This window comes from Mesorhizobium hunchu, assembly GCF_040081975.1.
GTDB classification, from domain to species: Bacteria; Pseudomonadota; Alphaproteobacteria; order Rhizobiales; family Rhizobiaceae; genus Mesorhizobium; species Mesorhizobium hunchu.
Map to the genome: position 1 here is coordinate 351,056 of NZ_JBEBMG010000003.1, position 22,897 is coordinate 373,952.

A 22,897-nucleotide genomic window follows, 5' to 3' on the forward strand; every position below is an offset into this window, starting at 1 on the left:
AGCCGAAGCGCTATTTCCCCTTCCTGGGCGGACGCCCCGGAACCGAAGGCTCGGTCGCCGAAACGGGATCACTGGCAGGGAAGGTGTCCTCGAGGCCTTCCTCGAGATTGTCCCCCCGCTTGGCCTGTTCGCGCTCTTCCTTTTCGAGCGAGCGAACAGCCGACGATTTGGTGGATGTCGATTTGACTGGAGTCTGGGGCGATTTGGTCATGGTCCTTCCTCGGCGTTCTCAAGCCAAAACGAACGGCCGCCCCGATGGTTGCCACGCTGTCCATCATGGATGGCAACGTGTCGCGGATCAGGCCGCAGCGTCGCGCGCGGCCTCACCGAGGAAAGTAAAGACATAGTCCGAGAAGGAGCGCCAGCATTCGACGCGGAATGCGTCCGCAGCCATGCGGTAGAGCACGATCTCGGCCTTGCCGAGGACGGTTCGTGAACAGGCGCCGACCGGGAAGACGGGAAGCGACAGATCTTGCGGACAGCCGGCGCTGACGCAGGCCTCCGCAGCCGGACCCACCACCGCGATCGCCACGTTGCGGTGCGAGATGTCGACCGCGGAATGCAACTGCTTCGCCTTGGCGCAATCGCCGACGAGATCCGTGCCGGCCTCATCTATCACCAGCCACTCGTCCGGCCCCAACCACAGCGCGATGCGGCTGCCCTTCGCGGCGGAGGTCTTCGGCTTCTGCGGCAAGGTAACACCCAGCGCCCGCGACAGCGACGCGATCGATTCGGCCGGAGCGCGCAGAGAGATGCGCTCGGCCGGCGGCAGCGGCGCCACCGTCACGCCGGTCCCGAACGCTTCGCGATCCTCCAGCGCGGGGCGGCGATCGGCGGCATCCGCGGCGGAACGTCTGGCAGCTTTAGCCATTGAGGCGCTCTCCCTTCTCGTCGAAGAACACGGTCCCCGAAACCTCGACCTCGATCACGCCGTCGGGCATCGGCACGTAGAGCGTCTCGCCCATGCGCTCGCGCCCCCCGGCCACCAGCGCCAGCGCGATGGAGCGGCCGCAGTTCTGCGACCAATAGCTCGACGTGACATGGCCGATCATCTTCATCGGGATCGGCTGGTTGGGGTCCTCGACGATCTGAGCCCCCTCCTCCAGCACCACCTTCGGGTCTTTCGTCTTCAGCCCGACAAGCTGCTTTCGGCCCGGCGCCACGAGGTCCGGCCGCTTGAGGCCGCGAATGCCGACGAAATCGGCCTTCTTCTTGCCGATCGCCCAGCCGAGTCCGGCGTCGTCGGGCGTCACCGTGCCGTCCGTGTCCTGGCCGACGATGATGTAGCCTTTTTCCGCACGCAGGACGTGCATGGTCTCGGTGCCGTAGGCGCAGGCGTCGTGCTTCTGGCCTTCGGCCCACAGCGCCTCCCACACCGCCTCGCCGTAGTCGGCCGGCACGTTGACCTCGAAGCCGCGCTCGCCCGAGAACGACATGCGAAACAGCCGTGTCGGCACGCCGCAGATTTTTCCTTCCCGCACCGACATATGCGGCATCGACTCGTCCGACATGTCGATGCCTTCGACCAGCGGCTCGATGACCTTTCGCGAATTCGGCCCCTGCACGGCGATCACCGCCCATTGCTCGGAGATCGAGGTGAGCCAGACCTTGAGATGCGGGAACTCGGTCTGGAGATAGTCCTCCATCATGTTCATGACGCGCGCGGCACCACCCGTCGTCGTCGTCACATGGAAGCGGTCATGCGCCAGCCGCCCGACGACGCCGTCGTCATAGATGAAGCCGTCCTCGCGCAGCATCAGGCCGTAGCGGCAGCGGCCCGGCTCCAGCTTCTGCCACGGATTGGTGTACATGAGTTCCATGAAGGTCGCCGCGTCAGGCCCGACGACCTCGATCTTGCCGAGCGTCGAGGCGTCGAACAGGCCGGCCGTCCTGCGCACCGTCGCGCATTCGCGGTTGACGGCAGCGTGCATGTCCTCGCCGGCTTGCGGGAAATACCAGGCGCGCTTCCATTGGCCGACATCCTCGAACGCGGCACCCTGCCCGGCCGCCCAGCCATGCATGGCGGTGCGCCGCGTCGGGTCGAACAGCGCGCCCCGCGCATGGCCGATGATGGCGCCGAAGGTGACCGGCGTATAAGGCGCGCGGAAGGTGGTCAGGCCGACGCCGGGGATAGGCTTGCCGAGTTCCTCGGCCGCGATGGCGAGGCCGTGCATGTTGGAGGTCTTGCCCTGGTCGGTCGCCATGCCGTTGGTGGTGAAGCGCTTGACATGCTCAATCGAGCGCATGCCCTCATGCACCGCCTGGCGAATGTCCTTGGCGGTGACGTCGTTCTGAAAATCGACGAAGGCCTTGACCGTCGTGCCCGGTCCCGCGCCGGGGCCTGCACCCAGCATGCCGCGCGACCAGCCTTCGCTGGCATCTACCTTCGGCTTCGCCGACCGCGCTGCCTTGCCGCCTGCTTCCTTGGCCGCCCTGGCGCCAGCCGCGTAGGCCTCGTCCATGCTGGCCGAAAGGCCGTCGGTGCCGTTGCAGGCGCCGACCGACGCGCAATCCTGCGCATAGGTCTCGGGCAGGAAACGGCGAACCTCGTGGTTGAACATCACCTTGCCGCGCGACTGCGAGAACAGGTGCACGGACGGCGTCCAGCCGGCCGACATCAGCAGCGCGTCGATCGGAATGGAGCGCTCGCCGCCGCCGGTGCGTTTCTGCACCGTCATGGAATTCACGCGCAGCTTGCCGCCGACCTTGATCACGGCGCGCCCGTCGTGGATCTCGATACCGGCAGCCCTCGCCTGCTCGACAAGCTCGCCATGCGGATTGTCGCGCAGATCGACGATCGCCGGGATGTTCACGCCGGCCTTCTTCAGGTCGAGCGCCACGGCATAGGCCGAATCGTTGGCCGTATAGAGGCCGACATTCCTGCCCACGGCGACGCCGTAATGATTGAGATAGGTGCGCGCCGCCGAGGCCAGCATGACGCCCGGCCGGTCGTTGTCGGCGAACACCATGTGCCGCTCGATCGCGCCGGTGGCGAGCACCACCTTCTTGGCCCGGACTTGCCACAGCCGCTCGCGCGGCAGGTCGCCTCCGGGCGTCTTCAGGTGATCGCTGACGCGCTCGACCAGCCCGACGAAATTCTGCGCGTAATAGCCGAAGGCGGTGGTGCGCGTCAGCACGCGCACATTGCCCATCGCCTGCAGCCGCGCCGCGACGCCCTGCGCCCAGGTCCAGCCGTCCTCGTTCTCGATCCTGGCCCCGCTCTCGAAGCGCAGCGCACCGCCGAGATCGGCCTGCTCGTCGCACACGATGACGCGAACGCCCGTCTCGGCCGCCGCCAGCGCCGCCGCAAGGCCTGCCGCGCCGCCGCCCACCACCAGCACGTCGCAATGGGCGAAGCGCGCCGAATAGTGATCCGGATCGGGCTTGTCCGGCGCCACGCCGAGACCGGCGGCCGCGCGGATGTTCGGCTCGTAGAGGCTCTTCCAGGCCGACTTCGGCCACATGAAGGTCTTGTAGTAGAAGCCGGCCGAAAAGAACGGCGAAAAAAGGTCGTTGACCGCGCCGACGTCGCGCTCCAGCGACGGCCAGCGGTTCTGCGAGGTGGCGGTCAGCCCGTCATAGAGTTCCTGCACGGTGGCGCGCACGTTCGGCGTGCGGCGCGCCTCGTCGCGGCTGATTTCGACGAGCGCGTTCGGCTCCTCGGCGCCGGCCGAGAGGATGCCGCGCGGCCGATGATATTTGAACGAACGGCCGACGAGGTGGACGCCGTTGGCGAGCAGCGCCGACGCCAGCGTGTCGCCCTCGATGCCGGCATAGGCCTTGCCGTCGAAGCTGAAGGAGGCGGACTTGGCCTGGGCGAAGCGGCCGGCGCCGGCAATACGGAAGGTGGAAGCCATCACTTGCTCGCCTTCTTCGCGGCGGTCTTGCCGGCGCCGGTCCTGGTTGCGGTCGTCCTGCTTGCGGTCGCCTTGCTCGCGGCAGTCTTTGTCACGCCCGGCTTTTTCGGGCTCGCGCGTTTCGCCGATGGCTCTTGCTTCTGCGCCGGTTCATTCTTCGGCGCCGCCTTGCGGACGGCCGGCTTTTCGTTGAGCTGGTCCGGCGGCCGGTTGGCGTAAGCGGCAGGCGCGGCCGGGGCGGCAGCCGCCACCGACGCCACAGGCAGTTTCTTCGGCTTCGGCTCGCCGGCCTTGTAGGTCATGATGAACTTGTCGCTCACCGTGTCGCGCACAGCATTGAAGAAACGCGCGCAGCCGTGGATGTGGCGCCAGCGCTCGTAGATGATCCCCTTCGGATTGTCGCGGATGAAGAAGAACTTCTCGAAGTCCTCGTCGCTCTCCGCCGCCATGTTGGACGAGCGTACGACATGCGCCTCGCCGGCATTGCGGAATTCGAGTTCCGGCCGCTCTTCCTCGCAATAGGGGCAATGGATCAGGAGCATGGTGGGAAACCTCCTGCGACTCTGACGACAATACCCCCACCCCTAACCCCTCCCCTCAAGGGGGAGGGGGATTTTTGGCGCGCGGCAGCTTCCCCTCCCCCTTGAGGGGAGGGGTTAGGGGTGGGGGTCCGAAACAAACAGATTGTCATGGTTCGGCCAACCTCAATGCGCCACGGCGGCGGCGGCCGCCTCGTCGATCAGCCGGCCCGTCCGGAACCGCTCCAGCGTAAACGGCGCGTTGATCGGGTGCGGCTCGTCCTTGGCGATCGTATGGGCGAACACGTTGCCCGAACCGGGCGTCGCCTTGAAGCCCCCGGTGCCCCAGCCACAATTGACATAAAGCCCCTTCACCGGCGTCTTGGCCAGGATCGGCGAGCGGTCCGGCGTGACGTCGACGATGCCGCCCCAGGAGCGCAGCATCTTCATGCGCGTGAACATCGGGAACATCTCGCAGATGGCGTCGAGCGTATGCTCGAGGATGTGCAGGCCGCCGGTCTGCGAATAGGAGACATACTGGTCGGTACCGGCGCCGATCACCAGTTCACCCTTGTCGGACTGGGAGATATAGGCGTGCACCGTGTTCGACATGACCACGCAGGGGAACACCGGCTTGACCGGCTCCGACACCAGCGCCTGCAACGGGTAGCTCTCCAGCGGCATGCGCACATCGGCCATCGCCATCATGACGGAGGAGTGGCCGGCGGCGACCACGCCGATCTTCTTCGCGCCGATGAAGCCTTTCGAGGTCTCGACGCCGGCCACGGCGCCGTTGGCCGCGCGCCTGATGCCGGTGACCTCGCAATTCTGGATGATGTCGACGCCGCGCGCCGACGCGCCGCGCGCATAACCCCAGGCGACGGCGTCATGACGAGCGGTGCCGCCTCGCCTTTGCAACGCGGCGCCCATCACGGGATAGCGCGCGTCCTTCGAGATGTTGAGCGGCGGGCAGAATTCTTTCGCCTGCTCCGGTGTCAGCCATTCATTGTCGACGCCGTTCAGCCGGTTGGCGTGGATGTGGCGCTTGAAGACCTGGATGTCGTGGACGTTGTGCGCCAGCATCATGACGCCGCGCGGCGAATACATCACGTTGTAGTTGAGATCCTGGGAAAGCCCGTCCCAGAGATTGAGCGCGTGGTTATAGATGCCGGCGCTCTCGTCGTAGAGGTAGTTGGAGCGGATGATGGTGGTGTTGCGGCCGGTATTGCCGCCGCCGAGCCAGCCCTTTTCCAGCACGGCGACATTGGTGATGCCGTGCTCCTTCGCTAGGTAATAGGCGGTCGCCAGCCCATGCCCGCCGGCGCCGACGATGATGACGTCGTACGCGGCCTTGGGTTCGGGCGAACGCCATTGCTGTTCCCAGCCCTTGTGGCCGCGCATGGCCTCGCGGGCGATGGCGAATACCGAATATTTCTTCACGTTCTGGCCTCGTGGCAGCTTCCGGCGCGTGGTGTATCACTATCGAAACCGCGCCACCATCCTTGCGCTGTTTGCGACGGCGCATGGCGCTTCACCGCCTGAAGCAATTGGCCGCTTCATCGCCCGGCAACATTGCGGTTCCATCTGTGGGAATCGCTGCCAGGCCTCTTCGCTCCCGGCAACAGGCGGTGTTAGACACGAGCCGGACCAGGGATGCGGCATGAAAGTTGAAATCGACATGGGGGTGGCCGGTAGCGCCGCCGGAGGCGCTACCGCCCTCGGCAAGCCCGCCGCGCTCGACCTCGAGGAGCTTCTGGCCACGCGCCTTTTGGTGCAGGGCAATTCCGGCTCGGGCAAGTCCCACCTGTTGCGCCGCCTGCTGGAGCAGAGCGCGCCCTGGGTGCAGCAATGCGTCATCGATCCCGAGGGCGACTTCGTCACGCTGGCCGACAGGTTCGGGCATGTGGTGGTGGACGCCCAGCGCACCGAGGCGGAACTCACCCGCATCGCCGGCCGCATCCGCCAGCACCGCGTCTCCGTGGTCCTCAATCTGGAAGGCCTCGACGTCGAGCAGCAGATGCGCGCGGCCGCCGCCTTCCTCGGCGGCCTCTTCGACGCCGAGCGCGACCACTGGTATCCGATGCTGGTGGTGGTGGACGAGGCACAGCTTTTCGCCCCCTCGGCCGCCGGCGAGGTGGCGGACGAGGCACGCAAAGTCTCGCTCGGCGCGATGACCAATTTGATGTGCCGCGGCCGCAAGCGCGGGCTGGCCGGCGTCATCGCCACGCAGCGCCTCGCCAAGCTCGCCAAGAACGTCGCAGCGGAAGCCTCGAATTTTCTGATGGGCCGCACCTTCCTAGACATCGACATGGCGCGCGCCGCCGACCTGCTGGGCATGGACCGGCGCCAGGCCGAAATGTTCCGCGACCTGGCGCGCGGGCATTTCGTGGCGCTCGGCCCTGCCCTGTCGCGCCGGCCCTTGCCGATCGTCATCGGCGCGGTCGAGACCCAGGCCCGCTCCTCCAGCCCGAAGCTGACGCCGCTGCCGGAAACCCCGCAGGACGCGCGTGACCTGATCTTCACCGCCGGCCCCGACGAGGAGAGCCTGCGCCCGCCACGCCGTCCCGCGCCACCGCCGCCGACCGCCACCGCCGACATCCTTGCCCAGCTCGCACGCCCGAAACCGGCGCCGGAGCCCGCCGCCGAACCCGTCTTCGCCATCATCGACGAAGCCGAGCGCGAGACCGGCATCGAAACCGTGCTGACCGAAATCCTGGAAGATCCGGAGGCCGGCTTCCGCACCGACGCCGTGCTCTACCAGGATTTCCTCGTTCGCTGCCGCATCAGGCGCGTGCCTGGCGAGCCGCTGCCGCTCCCCGCCTTCCGCCGCCGCCTGGCCGTGGCGCGCGCCGGCGTGGATACGCAAACCGCCGACAGCGACGCCTGGTCGAAAGCGCTGGCACTGTCGGAAAGCCTGCCCGACGATCTTCAGGGCGTGTTCCTGCTGGTCGCGCGCGCGGCCGTAAGTGCCCTGCCCTGCCCTTCCAACGCGGAACTGGCGCGCGCCTACGGCACCCACTCCGAGCGCCGGGCGCAGCGCCTTCTCGACTATTTCGAGGAGCGCGGCCTGCTCGTCCTGCGCACCGATTTCCACGGCCAGCGCATCCTCGCCTTCCCCGATCTCGCCTGCGAGACGGCGCCGGGCGACCCGAACGCGGCCGCGCCCGGCGGCCTGAGCGATGCGGCGGAATAGATTAGCTTGGCCTGCCAAGGCTACCGGCCTGCGCGATTTCCCGTAGACAGTCAGCCCTGATTCTGCTAATGCGCGCTTCAATTCGTGGCGGAGGACGCCGCGGGGGCAATTGGCGTTCGCTTATTGCCCCGGGATTTCACACCGGAAACACAGGATCGCCCGTGCAGGTACTCGTCCGCGACAACAATGTTGACCAGGCGCTCCGCGCGCTCAAGAAGAAGATGCAGCGCGAAGGCATTTTCCGCGAAATGAAGATGCGCGGGCACTACGAGAAGCCTTCGGAGAAGCGCGCCCGCGAGAAGGCCGAGGCCGTGCGCCGCGCCCGCAAGCTGGCGCGCAAGCGCGCCCAGCGCGAAGGCCTGATCCCTGGCACGCCTCGCCCGGCCCCCACGGGCGCTGGTGCGGCCCGCGCGCCGCGCTGACCGGCCCATTTTTCGTCCTTTTCAAGGGATAGAGGTGGCGCGATGCGCAATCGCCGCCACCTTTTTGTTTGAAACAGGCTTTCGCTTGTTGAGGACATGAATGGCTGACTGGCGTGAGGGGCCGGCAGCAGCGATGGACAGCGAAGGAAGGCAGATGAACCTTACGATCGATGGACGCCGGGCAAGCTGGCGCGGCCTCGTTCTTGCCGGTGTTGCCGCCTCCGCCATGGCGATCGCGGGTTGCCAGACGTCTGCGGTTGGCGATCTCGCCAACATCGACAAGGCGCAGGGGTCGACCGAAAATATCGCCTCGCTTTCCTCGGTGATCGACCGAGACCCGCGCAATCCCGAAGCCTACAACGTGCGTGGCTCCGCATACGGCCGCAGTGGCCAGTACCAGGCGGCGCTCAAGGACTTCAACAAGGCCATCGAACTCAACCCCGGTTTCTATCAGGCCTATTCCAACCGTGCCCTGATCCAGCGTTTCCTCGGCAATCAGCCGGCGGCGCTGGCCGACTACAACCGCGCCATCCAGCTCAATGCGAACTATGACGCCGCCTATATCGGACGTGGCAATCTCTACAGCAACGCCGGCCAGACCCAGAACGCTTTCAATGACTTCCAGAAAGCCATCCAGCTCGACACCACCGATGCGCGCGCCTACAACAATCGCGGCCTGATCTATCAGCAGCAGGGCCAGCACAAGTTCGCCATCGAGGACTTTTCGACGGCCATTTCGTTGGCCCCGAGCGCGTCCGAGCCCTACAACGGCCGCGGCCTGTCCTATCTCGCCACCGGCGACGAGCAGAACGCCTTCTCCGACTTCAATATGGCCATCAAGCTCGACTCCAAGAACGCCGAGGCCTGGGCCAACCAGGCCCTCATTTACGAGCGGCGCGGCGACAAGCAGCGCGCGGCCAAGTCCTATCGAGAGGCCATCCACCTCAATCCGAACTACCAGCCGGCCAAGGACGGACTGGCGCGCGTGAGCTGACGCCCTCTCGCAAGGCACTCTTCACCTGCTTTTTTGATGCAATGCCGGCCGATGCTCTCCCGATCGAGCGGCCGGCGCCTTCATCATGCCAATATTGCGTCGGAACGCTCCGCTGCCCTTTCCGTTGTAAGGGCTGTATTGCAGAAAGGATTTTTCCGATGTTGAAGAAACTCGCGCTTGCCGCCGGTCTCGCAACCCTCGCCTTCGCCGTTCCTGCTCAGGCCAACGTAAAGCTCGGCGTGCTGCGCTGCTCGATCGACGGCGGGCTGGGCTACGTCATTGCCTCCAACAAGACGCTCGACTGTACCTACCGCTCCTCGCATGACGGCACCAAGGAACACTACACCGGTCTCGTCTCGAAACTGGGCGTCGACCTCGGCAAGACCGACCAGAGCGAACTGGTCTGGGCGGTCTTCGCCCCCTCGCGCGACTACGCGGATGGCGCGCTCGCCGGCAGCTATTACGGCGTCAACGCCGAAGCCAGCGTCGTGACCGGTGGTGGACTGAACGTCCTGGTCGGCGGGTTCAAGAACTCGATCAATCTCCAGCCGCTCAGCGCCCAGGCCCAGACCGGCCTGAATCTCGCCGTCGCGGTCTCCTCCATCGATCTGATCCAGTCGCTGAAATAGCCGCGCACCACTGACCGACAGACGGCGCCGGCGGGGTCATGGCCCCGCCGGCGTCGCTTGCGAAAGCCGGCCCAATGAATGGTCGGCGTATAGCGTTTTCTTCTCGATTTTCATGGCCCTCGCGCCGGCGCCGCCCTCGTTTCACCCGATTTCATCGCAGTTGCCGAATCCCCCTTGAGCTCAACTGCGCTTGAGGTTCTACAAGACCGCCTGCGGCACGCGAATCGCGGGAGGCCGCCTTGGAACAGCGCGTGTCGGAGGACGACGGGGTGCAGGAGAACGGGGTCGCTGCGGACTGGCGCAGCCTGCGGGCAAGCGGAGACCTGGCGCGCTTTACATTCGTCAGTCTCGGCATATTGCTGCATGCCACCAACGAAACCATGATCGCGACCATCATGCCGGCCCTGGTCGGCGACCTGTCGGGCGTGCAACTCGTCGGCTGGTCGCTCGCCATCTACGAACTGGGCGCAATCGTCGCCGGCGCGACTGCCGGACGGTTGGTCAGCTATATCTCGCTGCGCGCCAACATGACGCTCGCCGCGCTGCTCTACGGGATCGGCGCATTGATCTGCGCGACGGCGCCCTCCATGTCGATGTTCCTGGCCGGACGGCTGGTGGAAGGCCTTGGCGGCGGGGCGCTGGTTTCGCTGGCGTTCGTATCCGTCGAGCGACTGTTTCCGCGCGCCATCTGGCCGCAACTGTTCGGCATCATGTCCGCCGTGTGGGGCGTTGCGGCCTTCAGCGGCCCTCTGCTCGGCGCGCTGATGAGCGTCGCCTTCAGCTGGCGCTGGGCTTTCGGTGCGTTCGTGATCGCCGGATTCGGCATGGCACTGACAAGCTCGGTGGTGCTGAATACGCCACAGGCGCACTCGGTCTCCTCGCAGACGGCGCCGCCCTTCCCGTTCCCCGCGCTCGCCCTGCTCGCGCTCGGCATCGCGCTGATTGCAGCGGCCGGCGTCGAGGTCGCCCTGGCGCGCTCCACGATCCTGCTTGCGGCCGGCCTTGCGGCACTGGTCCTCTTCTTCCTGCTCGACGCCTCGAGGCCGCGCTCGCGGCTCTTTCCGGCACACCTGTTTTCCTGGCGCTCGCCGCTGGGAAGCGGCATGACGATGGTGGCGTCGTTTTCGCTGGCGACCTGCACCTTCGGCCTTTACGGCCCGCTGCTGCTCACCAGCCTCCATCACGTTCCGGTTCTGACGACCGGCTACATCATCGCCGCCGAATCCATCTCGTGGTCGGTGCTCTCGATCCTCGTCGCCCGCGTCGCGCCGAAATGGGAACCCGTCATCATTGCCGGCGGCGCCGCGATGATCGCCACGGGTGCTGCCGGCTTCGCCTGGACGGTGCCGCTGGGCTCGATTCCGCTGATCGTGGCCTGCGCCGTCCTGCAGGGCGGCGGCTTCGGCCTCGCCTGGCCATTCGTGACGCGGGTGATCGTCGCCAGCGCTCCGGCAGACGAACAGACGATCGCCTCGGCCGCCGTCCCGACCATACAGCGCATCGGCTATGCGGTCGGCGCCGCGCTTGCCGGCATTGTCGCCAACGCCAGCGGCTTCTCCGGCGGCATCAACCAGGACACCGCAGCCGGGGTGGCGCGCTGGCTGTTCGTCGCCTTCCTTCCATTGGGACTGGTCGGCTTCGTGGCCGCACTGAAAATGGTGCATGGAACGCGCCGGACGCGATCCGTCGCGATCCGCTGACCTGCAGGACGGTTTTGGGGTGGGCCTATGCCGCCGGCAGTCGCCGCCACGAGAATTTTCCAGCGCTTGCGGCTGTCCTGGCAGATGGTTGGTAGTAGAGCGGCAGGCCGTCGAGGCGCCCTTCTTCCAGCCGCTTCAAAAGCACCGGGTTGGAAATCTCGAACTCGTTGAAGCCGACGCGCAGCATGTGCGGCAACTGGTCGACAAGCACCTGCCCGGTCGCCCGCACTGCTCCGGCGAAGCCGTGACGGCTGCGCAGCAATTCAGCCTTGGAGAAGGAGCGGCCGTCGTTGAAGGCGGGGAACGCCAGTGCGACCAGCGCGACGTCCTCCAGCAAGTCGGCGATGGCTTCGATCCCCTCGCCCGGCTGCAGCGCGACGCCGAGCCGCCGCCCTTCGGCGCGCCGGGTCTCGGGATCCAGCGCCAGGAACGCGGCAAGCGGAAGGATCACGCGGTCGTCGCCTGCCAGCGCGTCCGCGCTCTCGGCGTGAACCCATTCGTCCTCGCGGAAGCCGTCGGGCGTCCAGAGCCTGACGGCGGGGGCGTTCGTTTCCTGTACAATCGCGGTCATCGTCATCCTGTCGGTTTCCGGCGGCTCAAAGCGAGGCGTCCGTCAGCGATTTCTCTAGGCCGGAGAGGTGAATGCCGCACTCGGTCTTGGCGTGACCGGCCCAGCGGCCGCTGCGCGCGTCCTCGCCCGGCTGGACGGGCTGCGTGCAGGGAAAGCAGCCGATCGAGAGATAGCCGTAGGCCACCAGCGGATTGGCGCGCAGCCGGTGCGTGCGCATGTAGTCCGCCTGGTCCGCCGTCGTCCAGTGCGCCAGCGGATTGACGCGGATGCGCGAGCCGACCGCCTCGAACACCGGCAACTGGGCGCGCGTCGAGGCCTGAAAGCGCTTGCGGCCGGTGAACCAGGCCTTGAACGGCGCGACGCCCCGCGCCATCGGCTCGACCTTGCGGACGTCGCAGCAGGCATCGGTGTCGGTTTCGTGCAACTTCCCCGATGGATCGACGCGCGCCAGCGCCGCCTCGTCGGGGGAAACCACGCGGATATCCGTCAGGCCGAAATCGGCGACGAGCGCGTCGCGATAGTCGAGCGTCTCCAGGAAGTGCTTGCCCGTGTCGAGAAAGACGATCGGCAGATGCCGGTCGACCTTGGCGATCAGGTGCAGCAGGACCGCTGAATCAGCGCCGAAGGAAGACACCGCGCCGACGCCGCCCTCGAACAGTTTTTCCGCGGAAAGGGCGATGATCTCGAGCGCCGGCAAATGGCCGTAGAGCGCATCCAGCCCCGCCGCTTCCGCCGCGATCCCGGATTCCGATGCCTCGTCTTCGTCAGGCAGCCTTGGCTTCTGCTCCATAGAGCGCCTCCTTGAACGGCACCTGGCCGACCCGACGATAGGTGTCGAGGAAGCGTTCCGCGCTGTCCGTACGGATGGAAAGATAGGTCTCGACGATGGTTTCGATCGCATCGACGATCTCGTCCGGACCGAAGCCGCGGCCGATGATGTCGCCGAGCGAGGCGTTCTCGTCGGCCGAGCCGCCGAGCGTCACCTGGTAAAGCTCCGCACCCTTCTTCTCGACGCCGAGGATGCCGATATGGCCGACATGGTGGTGGCCGCAGGCGTTGATGCAGCCCGAGATGTTGAGCTTCAGTTCGCCGATGTCGCGCTGGCGCTCCAGCGAAGCGAAGCGCTTGGCGATCTGCTGCGCCACGGGAATGGAACGGGCATTGGCCAACGTGCAATAGTCGAGGCCCGGGCAGGCGATGATGTCGCTGATCAGGTCGATATTGGCCGTGGCCAGGCCGATCTCCACCAGCCGGTCATAGACCGTCTTGAGGTCGGCGCGGGCGACATGCGGCAGCACCAGGTTCTGCTCGTGGCTGACCCGCGCCTCGTCGAAGGCGTATCGTTCGGCGATATCAGCCACCGCCTCCATCTGGCTGTCGGAAATGTCGCCGGGCGTCTCGCCGATATTCTTCAGCGAGATGGTGACGGCGGCGTAATCGGGATGGCGATGCGTCGTGACGTTCTGGGTGAGCCATTCGGAGAAGCTCCTGGAATCGAGCCTGGCCAGCCGCACCGCTTCGTCGCCTTCCGGCCGGTCGGGCAGCGCCGGCGGCTCGAAATAGGCGTTGATCGCGTCGATGTCGGCCTGCGGCAGCTTGAGGTCGCTGTCCTTGAGCGCCTCCCACTCGGCCTCGACCTGGCGGGCAAAATCCTGCGCGCCCAGTTCGTGGACGAGGATCTTGATGCGCGCCTTCCACTTGTTGTCGCGGCGGCCATGCAGATTGTACACGCGCATGATCGCGGTGATGTAGGAGAGCAGATCGCGGCGCGGCAGGAAATCCCTGATCTTCTTGGCGAGGAGCGGCGTACGGCCCTGGCCGCCGCCGACCCAGACGGCGAAACCGAGCTCGCCCAGCGCGTCCTTCTTGAGGTGCAGGCCGATATCGTAGGTCTGGATTGCGGCGCGGTCGCGTTCCGAGCCGGTCAGCGCGATCTTGAACTTGCGCGGCAGATAGGTGAATTCCGGATGCACCGAAGACCATTGCCTGAGGATCTCGGCATAGGGGCGCGGATCGGCCACCTCGTCGGCGGCGGCGCCTGCGAAATGGTCGGCGCTGACGTTGCGGATGCAGTTGCCGCTGGTCTGCAGCGCATGCATCTCGACCGAGGCGAGATCGGCGAGCGCGGCCGGAATCTCCGACAGCGCCGGCCAATGGAACTGCATGTTCTGGCGCGTGGTGAAATGGCCGTAGCCCTTGCTGTACTTGCGGCCGATATGCGCCAGCATCCTGAGCTGGCGCGACGACAGCGTGCCATAGGGAATGGCGACACGCAGCATATAAGCGTGAAGCTGGAGATAGACGCCGTTCATAAGCCTGAGCGGCCGGAACTGCTCCTCGGTGATCTCGCCGGAGAGCCGGCGCTCGACCTGGTCGCTGAACTGGGCGACGCGGGCGCGGACAAACTCGTGGTCGAACTCATCGTAACGGTACATGCTCGTCTCTCCGGGGTCGTCTCGGGCGGACCGCCCTTGCCTGCTACGCGGCGAGGCCGCGCGCCTGTTTGCCAAGATCGTTGCGGACGGTGGGGCCGGCGGCGCGGATGCGCTCGCGCAGGCGCAGCGGGCGGATCGAGCCGTCGACCAGTTCGACGTCGATGACCGCCACGTCGAGGACGAAATTGACGGCGAAAGCTTCCCTGCCGATCGCTTCGAGCCTCGCTTCGGCTTCCTTGTCGGCGGCGATGTCGGCCCCCTCGATCGTCTCGTTCCAGGCGCCCTTGCCCCACCAGAGGCATTCGCCGTCGGTCAGCCGGTTGGCGGTGAGGATCTTCATGCCCTGGCTCCTTCGGCGACCAGTGTCGCCGTCCTTCGCTCGGTCTGCGCCACCAACGGCTCGGAGCGTGTGAAATCGGCGCCGGCCACCGCATCGCCGATGATGGACATCACCGGCCCGGAAAGATCGTCCCGCACTTCCAGCGCGGGCAGGTCGGCCAGCGTGCCGTGGAAGCGCCGGCGGCCGGCGAGGCTGGCGTTCTCCACCACCGCCACCGCCGTGTCGGAAGCGAGGCCCGCCTCCATCAGCCGGCCGGCCACGTCGGCGGCGACCGAGCGTCCCATATAGACGGCGACCGTGGCGCCAGAGATGGCGAGCTTCGCCCAGTCCGGCAACGAGCGGCCCTTGAGGTCGTGCCCTGTGGTGAAGACCATCGACGAAGTGACGCCGCGCAGCGTCAGCGGAATCTCGAAATCGGCGGCCGCCGCGAAGGCGGAGGTGACGCCGGGCACCACTTCGTAGGAAATGCCCGCGTCGCGCAGCGCGGCCATCTCCTCGCCGGCACGCCCGAACACCAGCGGATCGCCGCTTTTCAGGCGCACCACGCGCTTGCCCTCGCGGCCGAGTGCGACCAACAGGGCGTTGATCTCGCGCTGGCTCTTCGAATGGCAGCCCTTGCGCTTGCCGACAGGAAAGCGTTCGGCGTCGCGGCGCCCCGTCGCGACGACCGCCTCCGGGACCAGCGCGTCATGAACGATGGCGTCGGCCTCCATCAGCAGGCGCTGCGCGCGCAGGGTCAGAAGGTCCTCGGCACCCGGCCCGGCGCCGACGAGCGCGATATGGCCGGCCGCCGGACGGGATGCCAGAAGCAGTTCGCTCGCCGCCTCATGCGCCAGAGCCAGATCGCCGCTTTCCGCCGCGCGGGCAGGAGCGCCGGTGAAGAAATCGCGCCAGAAGCCGCGCCGGCGGTTGCCCTTGGGCAGCAAATGCTCGGCGGCATCGCGGAACGAGGCGGCGAGCACGGCGAGAGGACCCAGCGAAGGCGACAGCATCTGGTCGATGCGCGCGCGGATCATCTGGGCGAGCACCGGTCCGGCCCCTTCCGTGCCGATGGCCACCGCCACCGGCGCGCGATTGACCAGCGCGGGGGTGAAGAAATCGCAGAGTTCCGGACGATCCACGGCGTTGGCCGCAATACCGGCGCGGCGCGCATCGGCGACCACGCGCGCGTCCAGCACCGCGTCGCCGCTCGCCGCGAAGACCATGACGGCACCGTCCAGATGGTCCGGCGCATAGGCCGCGTCCACGATCTCGCAGGCTTCGCCGGCCGCCCACGCCGACAGTTCGGGCGTGATCTCGGCGGAAACGATGCGCAACGCCGCGTTGGACTGGGCCAGCAGCCGTGCTTTCGCCAACGCTTCCTCGCCGCCGCCGACAATGACGACGGTCCGGCCGTCGACTTTCATGAAGACGGGAAAGGCATTCAGCTTGAAGGTCTGGTTTTGCATCGCGGTATCCGAACAATCCGCGTTTTTACCGCGCGCCGGCTGCCCGCTTGAAGAAATGCGCTCGCGCCGCCCTTCCCGAAACGCAATCGCTTTTGCGGAAGCCGGAAAGGAGGAAGAAAATTATTGCGGACGCCGCAGACAAGCCGCCTGCGCCATCCTGCCAGGGCGAAGACGCGGCCATTTTTCGAGACAGGCCCGGACGACGCGCGGCAGAGGAACGAACCGTTCGTGAGGGCGTTTTTTTGCGAGGCGGCGGCAGGCGGATGAAGGCGAATATGGAAGGAAATCCAATGGAGAACCTGATCCTCAAGCACGGTCTGTGGGTGGTCGTCGCCGACGGCGAAAAGGCCCTTTTCCTGAAAAACGAGGGCGACGCCAAATTTCCCGACTTCCAGGTCGTGCAGGAGATGGAGCAGGAAAACCGCGCCACCCGCGAGCAGGGCGTCGAGAGACCCGGCCGCTACAGCGACGGCCCCTCGGCGCACAAGAGCGCGTTCCAGGAGACCGACTGGCACCGCCTCAGCAAGGAACGCTTCGCCGACGACATCGCCGAACGGCTCTACAAGCAGGCTCATGCGGGTGCCTATGATCGTCTGGTGATCGTCGCGCCGCCGCAGGTGCTCGGCGAAATGCGCCGCAAGCTGCACAAGGAGGTCGTCGGGAAACTCGTCGCCGAAATCCCCAAGACGCTCACGAACCAGCCGGTCTGGGATATCGAGAAGATGCTCATGGCGGCGTGACCGCGGCCAATCTCGACTGAATGCCGGCGGCCTGGCCGCCGGCATTTTGTTCCGCAATATCGGGCCGCCGGGGTTGTGTGCAGGCACATCCTGCCACCATATTCGCCAAGGCGGCATTTCGACCGCACCATCCAACCGTTTGAAAGGCGCCGCGATAGAGCATGCTCCATGACACGCCCCTGATTGCAACCATCGTCGCCGGTCTGGGGCTGGCGTTCATCTTCGGAGCCATCGCCAATCGCTTCCGCGTCCCGCCTCTCGTCGGCTATCTGGTGGCCGGCATGCTGGTCGGACCGAACACGCCGGGCTTTGTGGCCGACCAGCATCTGGCGCTCGAACTTGCCGAGATCGGCGTCATTCTGCTGATGTTCGGCGTCGGCTTGCATTTCTCGCTGAAGGACCTTCTCTCCGTCCGCGCCATCGCTGTGCCCGGCGCGATCGTCCAGATCGCCTTCGCCACCGTTCTCGGCGCGGGCCTGGCCTGGCTGCTCGGATGGACGCTCGGCGCGGGCCTCGTCTTCGGCCTCGCGCTTTCGGTCGCCTCGACCGTCGTCCTGCTGCGCGCCATGCAGGAGCGCCGCCTCATCGAGACCGAAAAGGGCCGGATCGCCGTCGGCTGGCTGATCGTGGAAGACCTCGCCATGGTGCTGGCGCTGGTGCTCCTGCCCGCCCTCGCAGGCGTTCTCGGAGGCCGGGAGACGGCGGAGATTCCGGTCGGCGGCCTGTTCTCTTTCGTCGCCGACTACGGCGTCTGGGGCATCGTCGGCGCGACGCTGGTGAAGGTCGCCGCCTTCGTCATCCTCATGCTGGTGGTCGGCCGGCGCGTCATCCCGTGGATTTTGCATTACGTCGCCCACACCGGCTCGCGCGAACTGTTCAGGCTGTCCGTTCTCGCGATCGCGCTGGGCGTCGCCTTCGGCGCCGCGAACCTGTTCGGCGTATCGCTGGCGCTCGGCGCCTTCTTCGCCGGCATGATCATGAGCGAAAGCGAGCTCAGTCATCAGGCCGCCGAGGAATCGCTGCCGTTGCGCGACGCCTTTTCGGTGCTGTTCTTCGTCTCCGTCGGCATGCTGTTCGATCCGTTCAGCCTGCTGGCCCATCCGGGTCCGGTGCTCGCCGTGCTGTTCATCATCCTGATCGGCAAGTCGGTCGCGGCGTTCCTGATCGTGCTCGCGTTCCGGCATCCCATGTCGACGGCGCTGATCATCTCCGCCAGCCTTGCCCAGATCGGCGAATTCTCCTTCATCCTCGCCGAGCTCGGCGTCGGGCTGGGACTGCTTCCCGAGGAAGGACGTGACCTGATCCTGGCCGGCGCCATCCTGTCGATCGTGCTCAACCCGGTGATGTTCGCGGCGGTCGACTGGCTCAAGCCTCATCTCGAAAGCCGTGCCGCGGAACGGGAGCCGCAGCCGGATATCCGGCCGACCGGCCCGGCCACCGCCCCCGGCGAAGTCGCGGCCGCGATGCCGCAGGCGCCCGACGAAGAAGACGGACCTCCTCCGCCAACAGCCCTGTCCGGCCACACGATCCTCATCGGCTACGGCCGCGTCGGCAGCCTGGTGGGATTGTCGCTCAAGCAGTCCGGCCTGCCTTTCCTCGTCATCGAGGACGCGGACAAGACGCTGGCGCGGATCAGGGGAGAGGGCATCGAGGCGATTTCCGGCAATGCCGCGCGCGCCGACGTGTTCGCCGCGGCCAATCCGGCCGGAGCGAGCCGCCTGATCCTTGCCATTCCCAACGCCTTCGAAGCCGGCCGGATCATCCTGCTGGCGCGAGGCGCGAACCCCGGCATCGCCGTTATCGCCCGCGCCCACTCCGACGCGGAGGTGGAGCATCTGAAAGGCCTCGGCGCCGACACCGTCATCATGGGAGAGCGCGAGATCGCCAGAGGCATCGTCGAGACGGTGCTGCAAGGCCGGGCGGAGCCGACCCTGGCAGGCGACGACCTCGATCCAGGCACGTCTCCGGCGCCCGGTGCGGCTGCCTGAGGAGCCGACGAAGATCCAGCCGCAGCCTGTGTGGTGCCGCGCGCCGTCAGCCGCCGCTCAGTATATCCAGTATGGTTGTGTGACGCTTCCTCGACGGCCCGCCGACATTTCCCGGCGGGACGGGATGGCCGATGGACGCCGTCGGCGCGTTGTCCTGCGCCGGCATGCCGAAGCCGCCGGCATCGACTGTTTGCGCGCCGCCAACGGGTTGCGGCGGCGCAGGACGCGGCGGCTGCGCAGGCGTGCGAACGGCCTGGCGGGACACGGTCGCCGGTCTCGCACCGACATCGGCAGTGGGAACGGGCGCCGGCCCGTCGTCCTGCACGATCGCGCCGGGCGGCGGCGGTTTCCAGCCACCCGGAAGCGGCCGCACCGGCACGCCTTCATGGGCGGCGAGCATGAATTCGTGCCACGCCTGGGCAGGCAGCGAGCCGCCCGTGACCCGCTTCATCGGCGAGCCGTCGTCATTGCCGAACCACACGCCGGTGGTGAGGTTGGACGTATAGCCGACGAACCAGGCGTCGCGGGAATTCTGGCTGGTTCCGGTCTTGCCGGCGGACGGCCAGCCGAAAGCCGCCTTCTTGGCCGTGCCGCCCAGTTGCACAGTGCCGGCCATCATCGAGTTCATCATGCCCACGATTTCGGGCTTCACCACCCGCGGCGCCTTGCCGCCGTCGAAGGCATAGAGCAGCTTGCCGTCGGCCGTGGTGATCTTGCTGATGAAATGGACGTCCGGCCGGTAGCCGCCGTTTGCGAACGGAACATAGGCCGCGGTCAGTTCCAGCGGCGTGACCTCGGACGTGCCAAGCGCAATGGAGACGTTCTTCTGGAGGTCCGACTGGATCCCCATGCGGTGCGCCGCCTCGATGACGGCGGCTGGGCCGACCTCCATCGTCAGTTGCGCGGCAACGGAATTGAGCGACTTGGCCAGCGCCGTGGCGAGCGTGACCCTGCCGTAGTATTTGCCGCCGAAATTGGTCGGCGTCCAGTTGCCGATCCGGATCGGCGCGTCGTTGCGCACGCTCTCGGGCGTGCGTCCGGCCTCCAGCGCGGCCATGTAGACGAAAGGCTTGAAGGCGGAGCCGGGCTGGCGCTTGGCTTCGGAAGCGCGGTCGAACTGGCTGGTCGCATAGTCGTTGCCGCCGACCATCGCCCGCACCGCGCCGGTGTCGTCGATCGAGACCAGCGCGCCCTGGCTGACATTGAGCTTCTTGCCACTCGTCTCGATCAGCGTGCGGATCGATTTCTCGGCGATCTTCTGCAGCGACAGGTCGACCGTCGTATTGATGACGATGTCGCCCTGGACATCTCCGATCAGGTCAGGAAGTTCCTCCATGACGGTGTCGGCGACGTAGTTCTCCGACCCCGTCCAGTAGGACGGCGCCCGGGTCGCCGGCGCGCTCATGGCCGTGGCGAGTTGCTTGCCGGAAATCATGCCCTGGTCGTGCATGGCGGCGAGCACGAGCTGGGCGCGCGCTTCCGCCGCCTTCGGGTCCCGCGCCGGCGACAGCCGCGACGGCGCCTTGAGCAGGCCTGCCAGAAGGGCCGCCTCGGACAGCGTCACGTCACGCGCGCTCTTGCCGAAATAGCGCCGGGAAGCCGCCTCCACGCCATAGGCGCCGGAACCGAAATAGACCCGGTTGAGATACATCTGCAGGATCTGGTCCTTGCTGTGCTTGTGCTCCAGCCACAGCGCCAGCAGCACCTCCTGCACCTTGCGTTCGATCGTGCGGTCTGGCTTCAGGAACAGGTTCTTCGCCAGTTGCTGGGTCAGCGTCGAGCCGCCCTGGCTGAAATGGCCACCCACGACATTCGTCACCATCGCCCGCGCCAGGCCGATCGGATCGATGCCGAAATGCGAGTAGAAGCGCCGGTCCTCGATGGCCACGACGGCCTCCGGGATATAGGGCGACATTTCCTTGAGGCTGAGTGCCTCGCCACCACTCATGCCGCGATTGGCGATCAGGTGGCCGTCGACCGAAACGATCTTGATGTTGGGCGGCCGATCCGGGATTTCCCAGGTCGTGGCCGCCGGCATCTTGGCGCCGTAGTAGACGACGATGCCGGCCGCGGCGATGCCGCCCCAGATGGCGAGAACGAAGCACCAGTAGACGAGCCGGCCGAAAATGCTGAAAAGCCCGCTGCGACGCGCCCGACCGCTGCCGCGCCTTGATTTCCCCTTGGTGGTTTTCCCGTTGGCGGATTTGCGCTTGGCCTGGGATTTGCGGCTTGCGGGCATGACGCGGTCCTCTTCGCGCACCGAAAATCCTGCCGACGTCCTTGACGGCTCGTCGAAGCTGGGTTCGATGCGTCTGTCACTGCGGCTCGCCATGCGCTGCCCTTGTCGTCCCCGTGCCGATGGCGTCCCGTTGAACGGTAGATGCGGCGGTTTAAGGGCGCGTTAAGATGGCGCTCAACCAGCGCGTTGAATTCCTTGACGAATTCTTAAATTCATTGCTGCCGTCAGCGCACTTTCGGAAAGCGGCTCCGCATCAACGGCGAGCAGCGACGCTCGCGCAGCGAAAGAAACTCAAGCCAACCGTTCGGCACTTTCTGCCTACTGCCCCTGCCGCACCGGCAATGCCACGTAGTCCGGCCAATCAATCTGGCAATCCGGCCGCCAATGCTGGCGCTCCCGCCTCGAATAACCGAGGCGGGCTTCATGCCTCAGTGATGCGCCCTCACACGACGACGAAATCCGTATTCGAGAGGGTTGGATGCGTCGAGAGGGTGGCGAAGTGGATGGCGGCGGCTGAGCCGCTGCCGTCGGCATCGTAGCTGAGCCAGCCGCTGGTGCTGTCGTAGAGGATGTGCTGGCCGGGAGACGTGGCCGCCCCCTCGAAGAAGGCTGAGGGGGCCAGTGTGCCGGTCGTCGTCAGCGCCGTGAAGACGGCGTTGTCCAGCCGGATGGTGTCGTCGCCCGAGACGAAGTCGGTGATGGTGTCGACATTGGCGGTATTGTGCAGCGCCGTGGTGAAGGCGAACGTATCATGCCCCGCACCGCCGGTCAGCGTGTCGTTGCCCCAGCCGCCATTGAGGATGTTGTTGCCGCTGTTGCCGACCAGCAGGTTGTTGAGGTCGTTGCCCGAGGCGTTGATATTGGCGCTGCCCGTCAGCACCCCCATCTCGACCGCCCCTTTGACATGTGCCGTGTCCCAAAGGCTGATATTCAACGTGGACTGCACCCGGTCGAAGCCGTCGGCGCCGCTCTCGTCGACGATGTCGCCGGCATTGTCGACGATGTAGGTGTCGTTGCCGGCGCCGCCCTGCATGAGATCGGCGCCGGTGCCGCCCTGCAGCGTGTCGTTGCCGGCACCACCCTGCAGCGTGTCGTTGCCGGCGCCGCCGTCGATGAAGTTGTTGCCACCATTGCCGACCAGCAAATTGTCGAGGCCGTTGCCTGTGAGGTTGACATTGGCGCTGCCGGTCAACACGCCCATCTCGATGTCGCCCTTGACGTGGACGGCGTCCGACAGGTTGATGGTGATCGAGGACTGCACCCGGTCGAAGCCGTCCGATCCGCTCTCGTCGACGATGTCGCCGGCATTGTCGACGATGTAGGTGTCGTTGCCGGCACCACCCTGCATCAGATCGGCGCCGGTGCCGCCCAGCAGGGTGTCGATGCCGGCACCGCCCTGCAGCGTGTCGTTGCCGGCGCCGCCGTTGATGAAGTTGTCGCCGGCATTGCCGACCAGCAGATTGTTGAGGGTGTTGCCGGTGAGGTTGATGTTGGCGCTGCCCGTCAGCACGCCCATCTCGATGTCGCCCCTGAAATGGAAAGTATCCGACAGGTTGATGGTGATCGACGACTGCACCCGGTCGAAGCCGTCCGAGCCGGTTACGCTCTCTTCGACGATGTCGCCGGCGTTGTCGACGATGTAGGTGTCGTTGCCGGCGCCGCCCTGCATCAGGTCGGCGCCGGTGCCGCCCTGCAGCGTGTCGTTGCCGGCACCGCCTTGCAGCGTGTCGTTGCCGGCGCCGCCGTCGATGAAGTTGTTGCCGGCATTGCCGATCAGCAGGTTGTCGAGGCCGTTGCCTGTGAGGTTGACGTTGGCGCTGCCG

Annotated in this window: 17 protein-coding genes and 1 pseudogene; 7 read left to right on the forward strand and 11 right to left on the reverse strand. The window is 66.5% G+C overall.

The genetic code is table 11. The features are described from left to right. Nucleotides 1–298 precede the first annotated feature (298 nt). From ABMA46_RS08455 to ABMA46_RS08470, 4 genes and pseudogenes are all read right to left on the reverse strand, one after another. Nucleotides 299–871 carry a sarcosine oxidase subunit gamma gene (locus tag ABMA46_RS08455; protein ID WP_348998887.1) on the reverse strand — a complete coding sequence of 191 codons (573 nt, stop codon included), beginning with the start codon at nucleotides 869–871 and terminating at the stop codon, nucleotides 299–301. Continuing rightward, nucleotides 864–3,857 (reverse strand): sarcosine oxidase subunit alpha, encoded by a 2,994-nt coding sequence (locus tag ABMA46_RS08460; protein WP_348998888.1) that lies wholly within the window; start codon nucleotides 3,855–3,857, stop codon nucleotides 864–866. Before ABMA46_RS08460 ends, ABMA46_RS08455 begins: the two co-directional genes overlap by 8 nt. A gap of 260 nt (nucleotides 3,858–4,117) precedes the next feature. Next, nucleotides 4,118–4,399 (reverse strand): annotated as a pseudogene (locus tag ABMA46_RS08465) (sarcosine oxidase subunit delta); the annotation flags it as partial. Between the two features lie 162 nt (nucleotides 4,400–4,561). Further along, nucleotides 4,562–5,815, reverse strand: a complete 1,254-nt coding sequence (locus tag ABMA46_RS08470) for a sarcosine oxidase subunit beta (RefSeq protein WP_348998889.1) — start codon at nucleotides 5,813–5,815, stop codon at nucleotides 4,562–4,564. A 220-nt stretch (nucleotides 5,816–6,035) separates the two neighbouring features. Between ABMA46_RS08470 and ABMA46_RS08475 the strand changes: the two genes are divergently transcribed. The 5 genes from ABMA46_RS08475 (at nucleotide 6,036) to ABMA46_RS08495 (ending at nucleotide 11,313) form a co-directional block, all read left to right on the forward strand. Beyond that, a complete protein-coding gene (locus tag ABMA46_RS08475; RefSeq protein WP_348998890.1) occupies nucleotides 6,036–7,568 on the forward strand; it encodes a helicase HerA domain-containing protein in 1,533 nt (510 codons plus the stop codon). 161 nt (nucleotides 7,569–7,729) lie between these two features. After that, entirely contained in the window at nucleotides 7,730–7,990 is a 261-nt protein-coding gene (gene rpsU / locus ABMA46_RS08480) for a 30S ribosomal protein S21 (RefSeq protein WP_348998891.1), read from the forward strand. Nucleotides 7,991–8,216: 226 nt separating this feature from the next. Continuing rightward, the gene (locus tag ABMA46_RS08485) at nucleotides 8,217–8,984 is read left to right on the forward strand and encodes a tetratricopeptide repeat protein (RefSeq protein ID WP_348998924.1); all 768 of its coding nucleotides are present in this window, start codon (nucleotides 8,217–8,219) and stop codon (nucleotides 8,982–8,984) included. A 158-nt stretch (nucleotides 8,985–9,142) separates the two neighbouring features. Next, on the forward strand, nucleotides 9,143–9,613 hold the full coding sequence (locus tag ABMA46_RS08490) for a DUF992 domain-containing protein (protein ID WP_348998892.1): 471 nt from the start codon (nucleotides 9,143–9,145) through the stop codon (nucleotides 9,611–9,613). Between the two features lie 239 nt (nucleotides 9,614–9,852). Beyond that, entirely contained in the window at nucleotides 9,853–11,313 is a 1,461-nt protein-coding gene (locus ABMA46_RS08495) for an MFS transporter (RefSeq protein ID WP_348998893.1), read from the forward strand. A 25-nt stretch (nucleotides 11,314–11,338) separates the two neighbouring features. On the opposite strand, the gene ABMA46_RS08500 is transcribed toward ABMA46_RS08495, so the two are convergent. From ABMA46_RS08500 to cysG, 5 genes are read right to left on the reverse strand one after another with little or no spacing between them, the layout of a single operon-like run. Beyond that, entirely contained in the window at nucleotides 11,339–11,884 is a 546-nt protein-coding gene (locus ABMA46_RS08500) for a DUF934 domain-containing protein (RefSeq protein WP_348998894.1), read from the reverse strand. Nucleotides 11,885–11,909: 25 nt separating this feature from the next. Beyond that, nucleotides 11,910–12,674 (reverse strand): phosphoadenylyl-sulfate reductase, encoded by a 765-nt coding sequence (locus ABMA46_RS08505; protein WP_348998895.1) that lies wholly within the window; start codon nucleotides 12,672–12,674, stop codon nucleotides 11,910–11,912. After that, nucleotides 12,649–14,319 carry a nitrite/sulfite reductase gene (locus tag ABMA46_RS08510; RefSeq protein ID WP_348998896.1) on the reverse strand — a complete coding sequence of 557 codons (1,671 nt, stop codon included), beginning with the start codon at nucleotides 14,317–14,319 and terminating at the stop codon, nucleotides 12,649–12,651. Before ABMA46_RS08510 ends, ABMA46_RS08505 begins: the two co-directional genes overlap by 26 nt. Nucleotides 14,320–14,362: 43 nt before the next feature. Continuing rightward, entirely contained in the window at nucleotides 14,363–14,659 is a 297-nt protein-coding gene (locus ABMA46_RS08515; RefSeq protein ID WP_348998897.1) for a DUF2849 domain-containing protein, read from the reverse strand. After that, nucleotides 14,656–16,107, reverse strand: coding sequence for a siroheme synthase CysG (gene cysG, locus ABMA46_RS08520; protein WP_348998898.1), 1,452 nt, complete (start codon nucleotides 16,105–16,107; stop codon nucleotides 14,656–14,658). Before cysG ends, ABMA46_RS08515 begins: the two co-directional genes overlap by 4 nt. A gap of 290 nt (nucleotides 16,108–16,397) precedes the next feature. Here cysG and ABMA46_RS08525 point away from each other — a divergent pair, with 290 nt between their 5' ends. Both ABMA46_RS08525 and ABMA46_RS08530 read left to right on the forward strand, forming a co-directional pair. Next, a complete protein-coding gene (locus tag ABMA46_RS08525; RefSeq protein ID WP_348998899.1) occupies nucleotides 16,398–16,847 on the forward strand; it encodes a baeRF12 domain-containing protein in 450 nt (149 codons plus the stop codon). Between the two features lie 161 nt (nucleotides 16,848–17,008). After that, nucleotides 17,009–18,835: a cation:proton antiporter domain-containing protein gene (locus tag ABMA46_RS08530; protein WP_348998900.1), complete on the forward strand. Its 1,827-nt coding sequence runs from the start codon at nucleotides 17,009–17,011 to the stop codon at nucleotides 18,833–18,835. Between the two features lie 46 nt (nucleotides 18,836–18,881). Here the strand turns inward: ABMA46_RS08530 and ABMA46_RS08535 are convergent, their stop codons facing one another. Next, on the reverse strand, nucleotides 18,882–21,167 hold the full coding sequence (locus ABMA46_RS08535) for a transglycosylase domain-containing protein (RefSeq protein WP_348998901.1): 2,286 nt from the start codon (nucleotides 21,165–21,167) through the stop codon (nucleotides 18,882–18,884). Between the two features lie 349 nt (nucleotides 21,168–21,516). Then, a partial coding sequence (locus tag ABMA46_RS08540) for a calcium-binding protein (protein ID WP_348998902.1) occupies nucleotides 21,517–22,897 on the reverse strand: 1,381 nt, incomplete at its 5' end.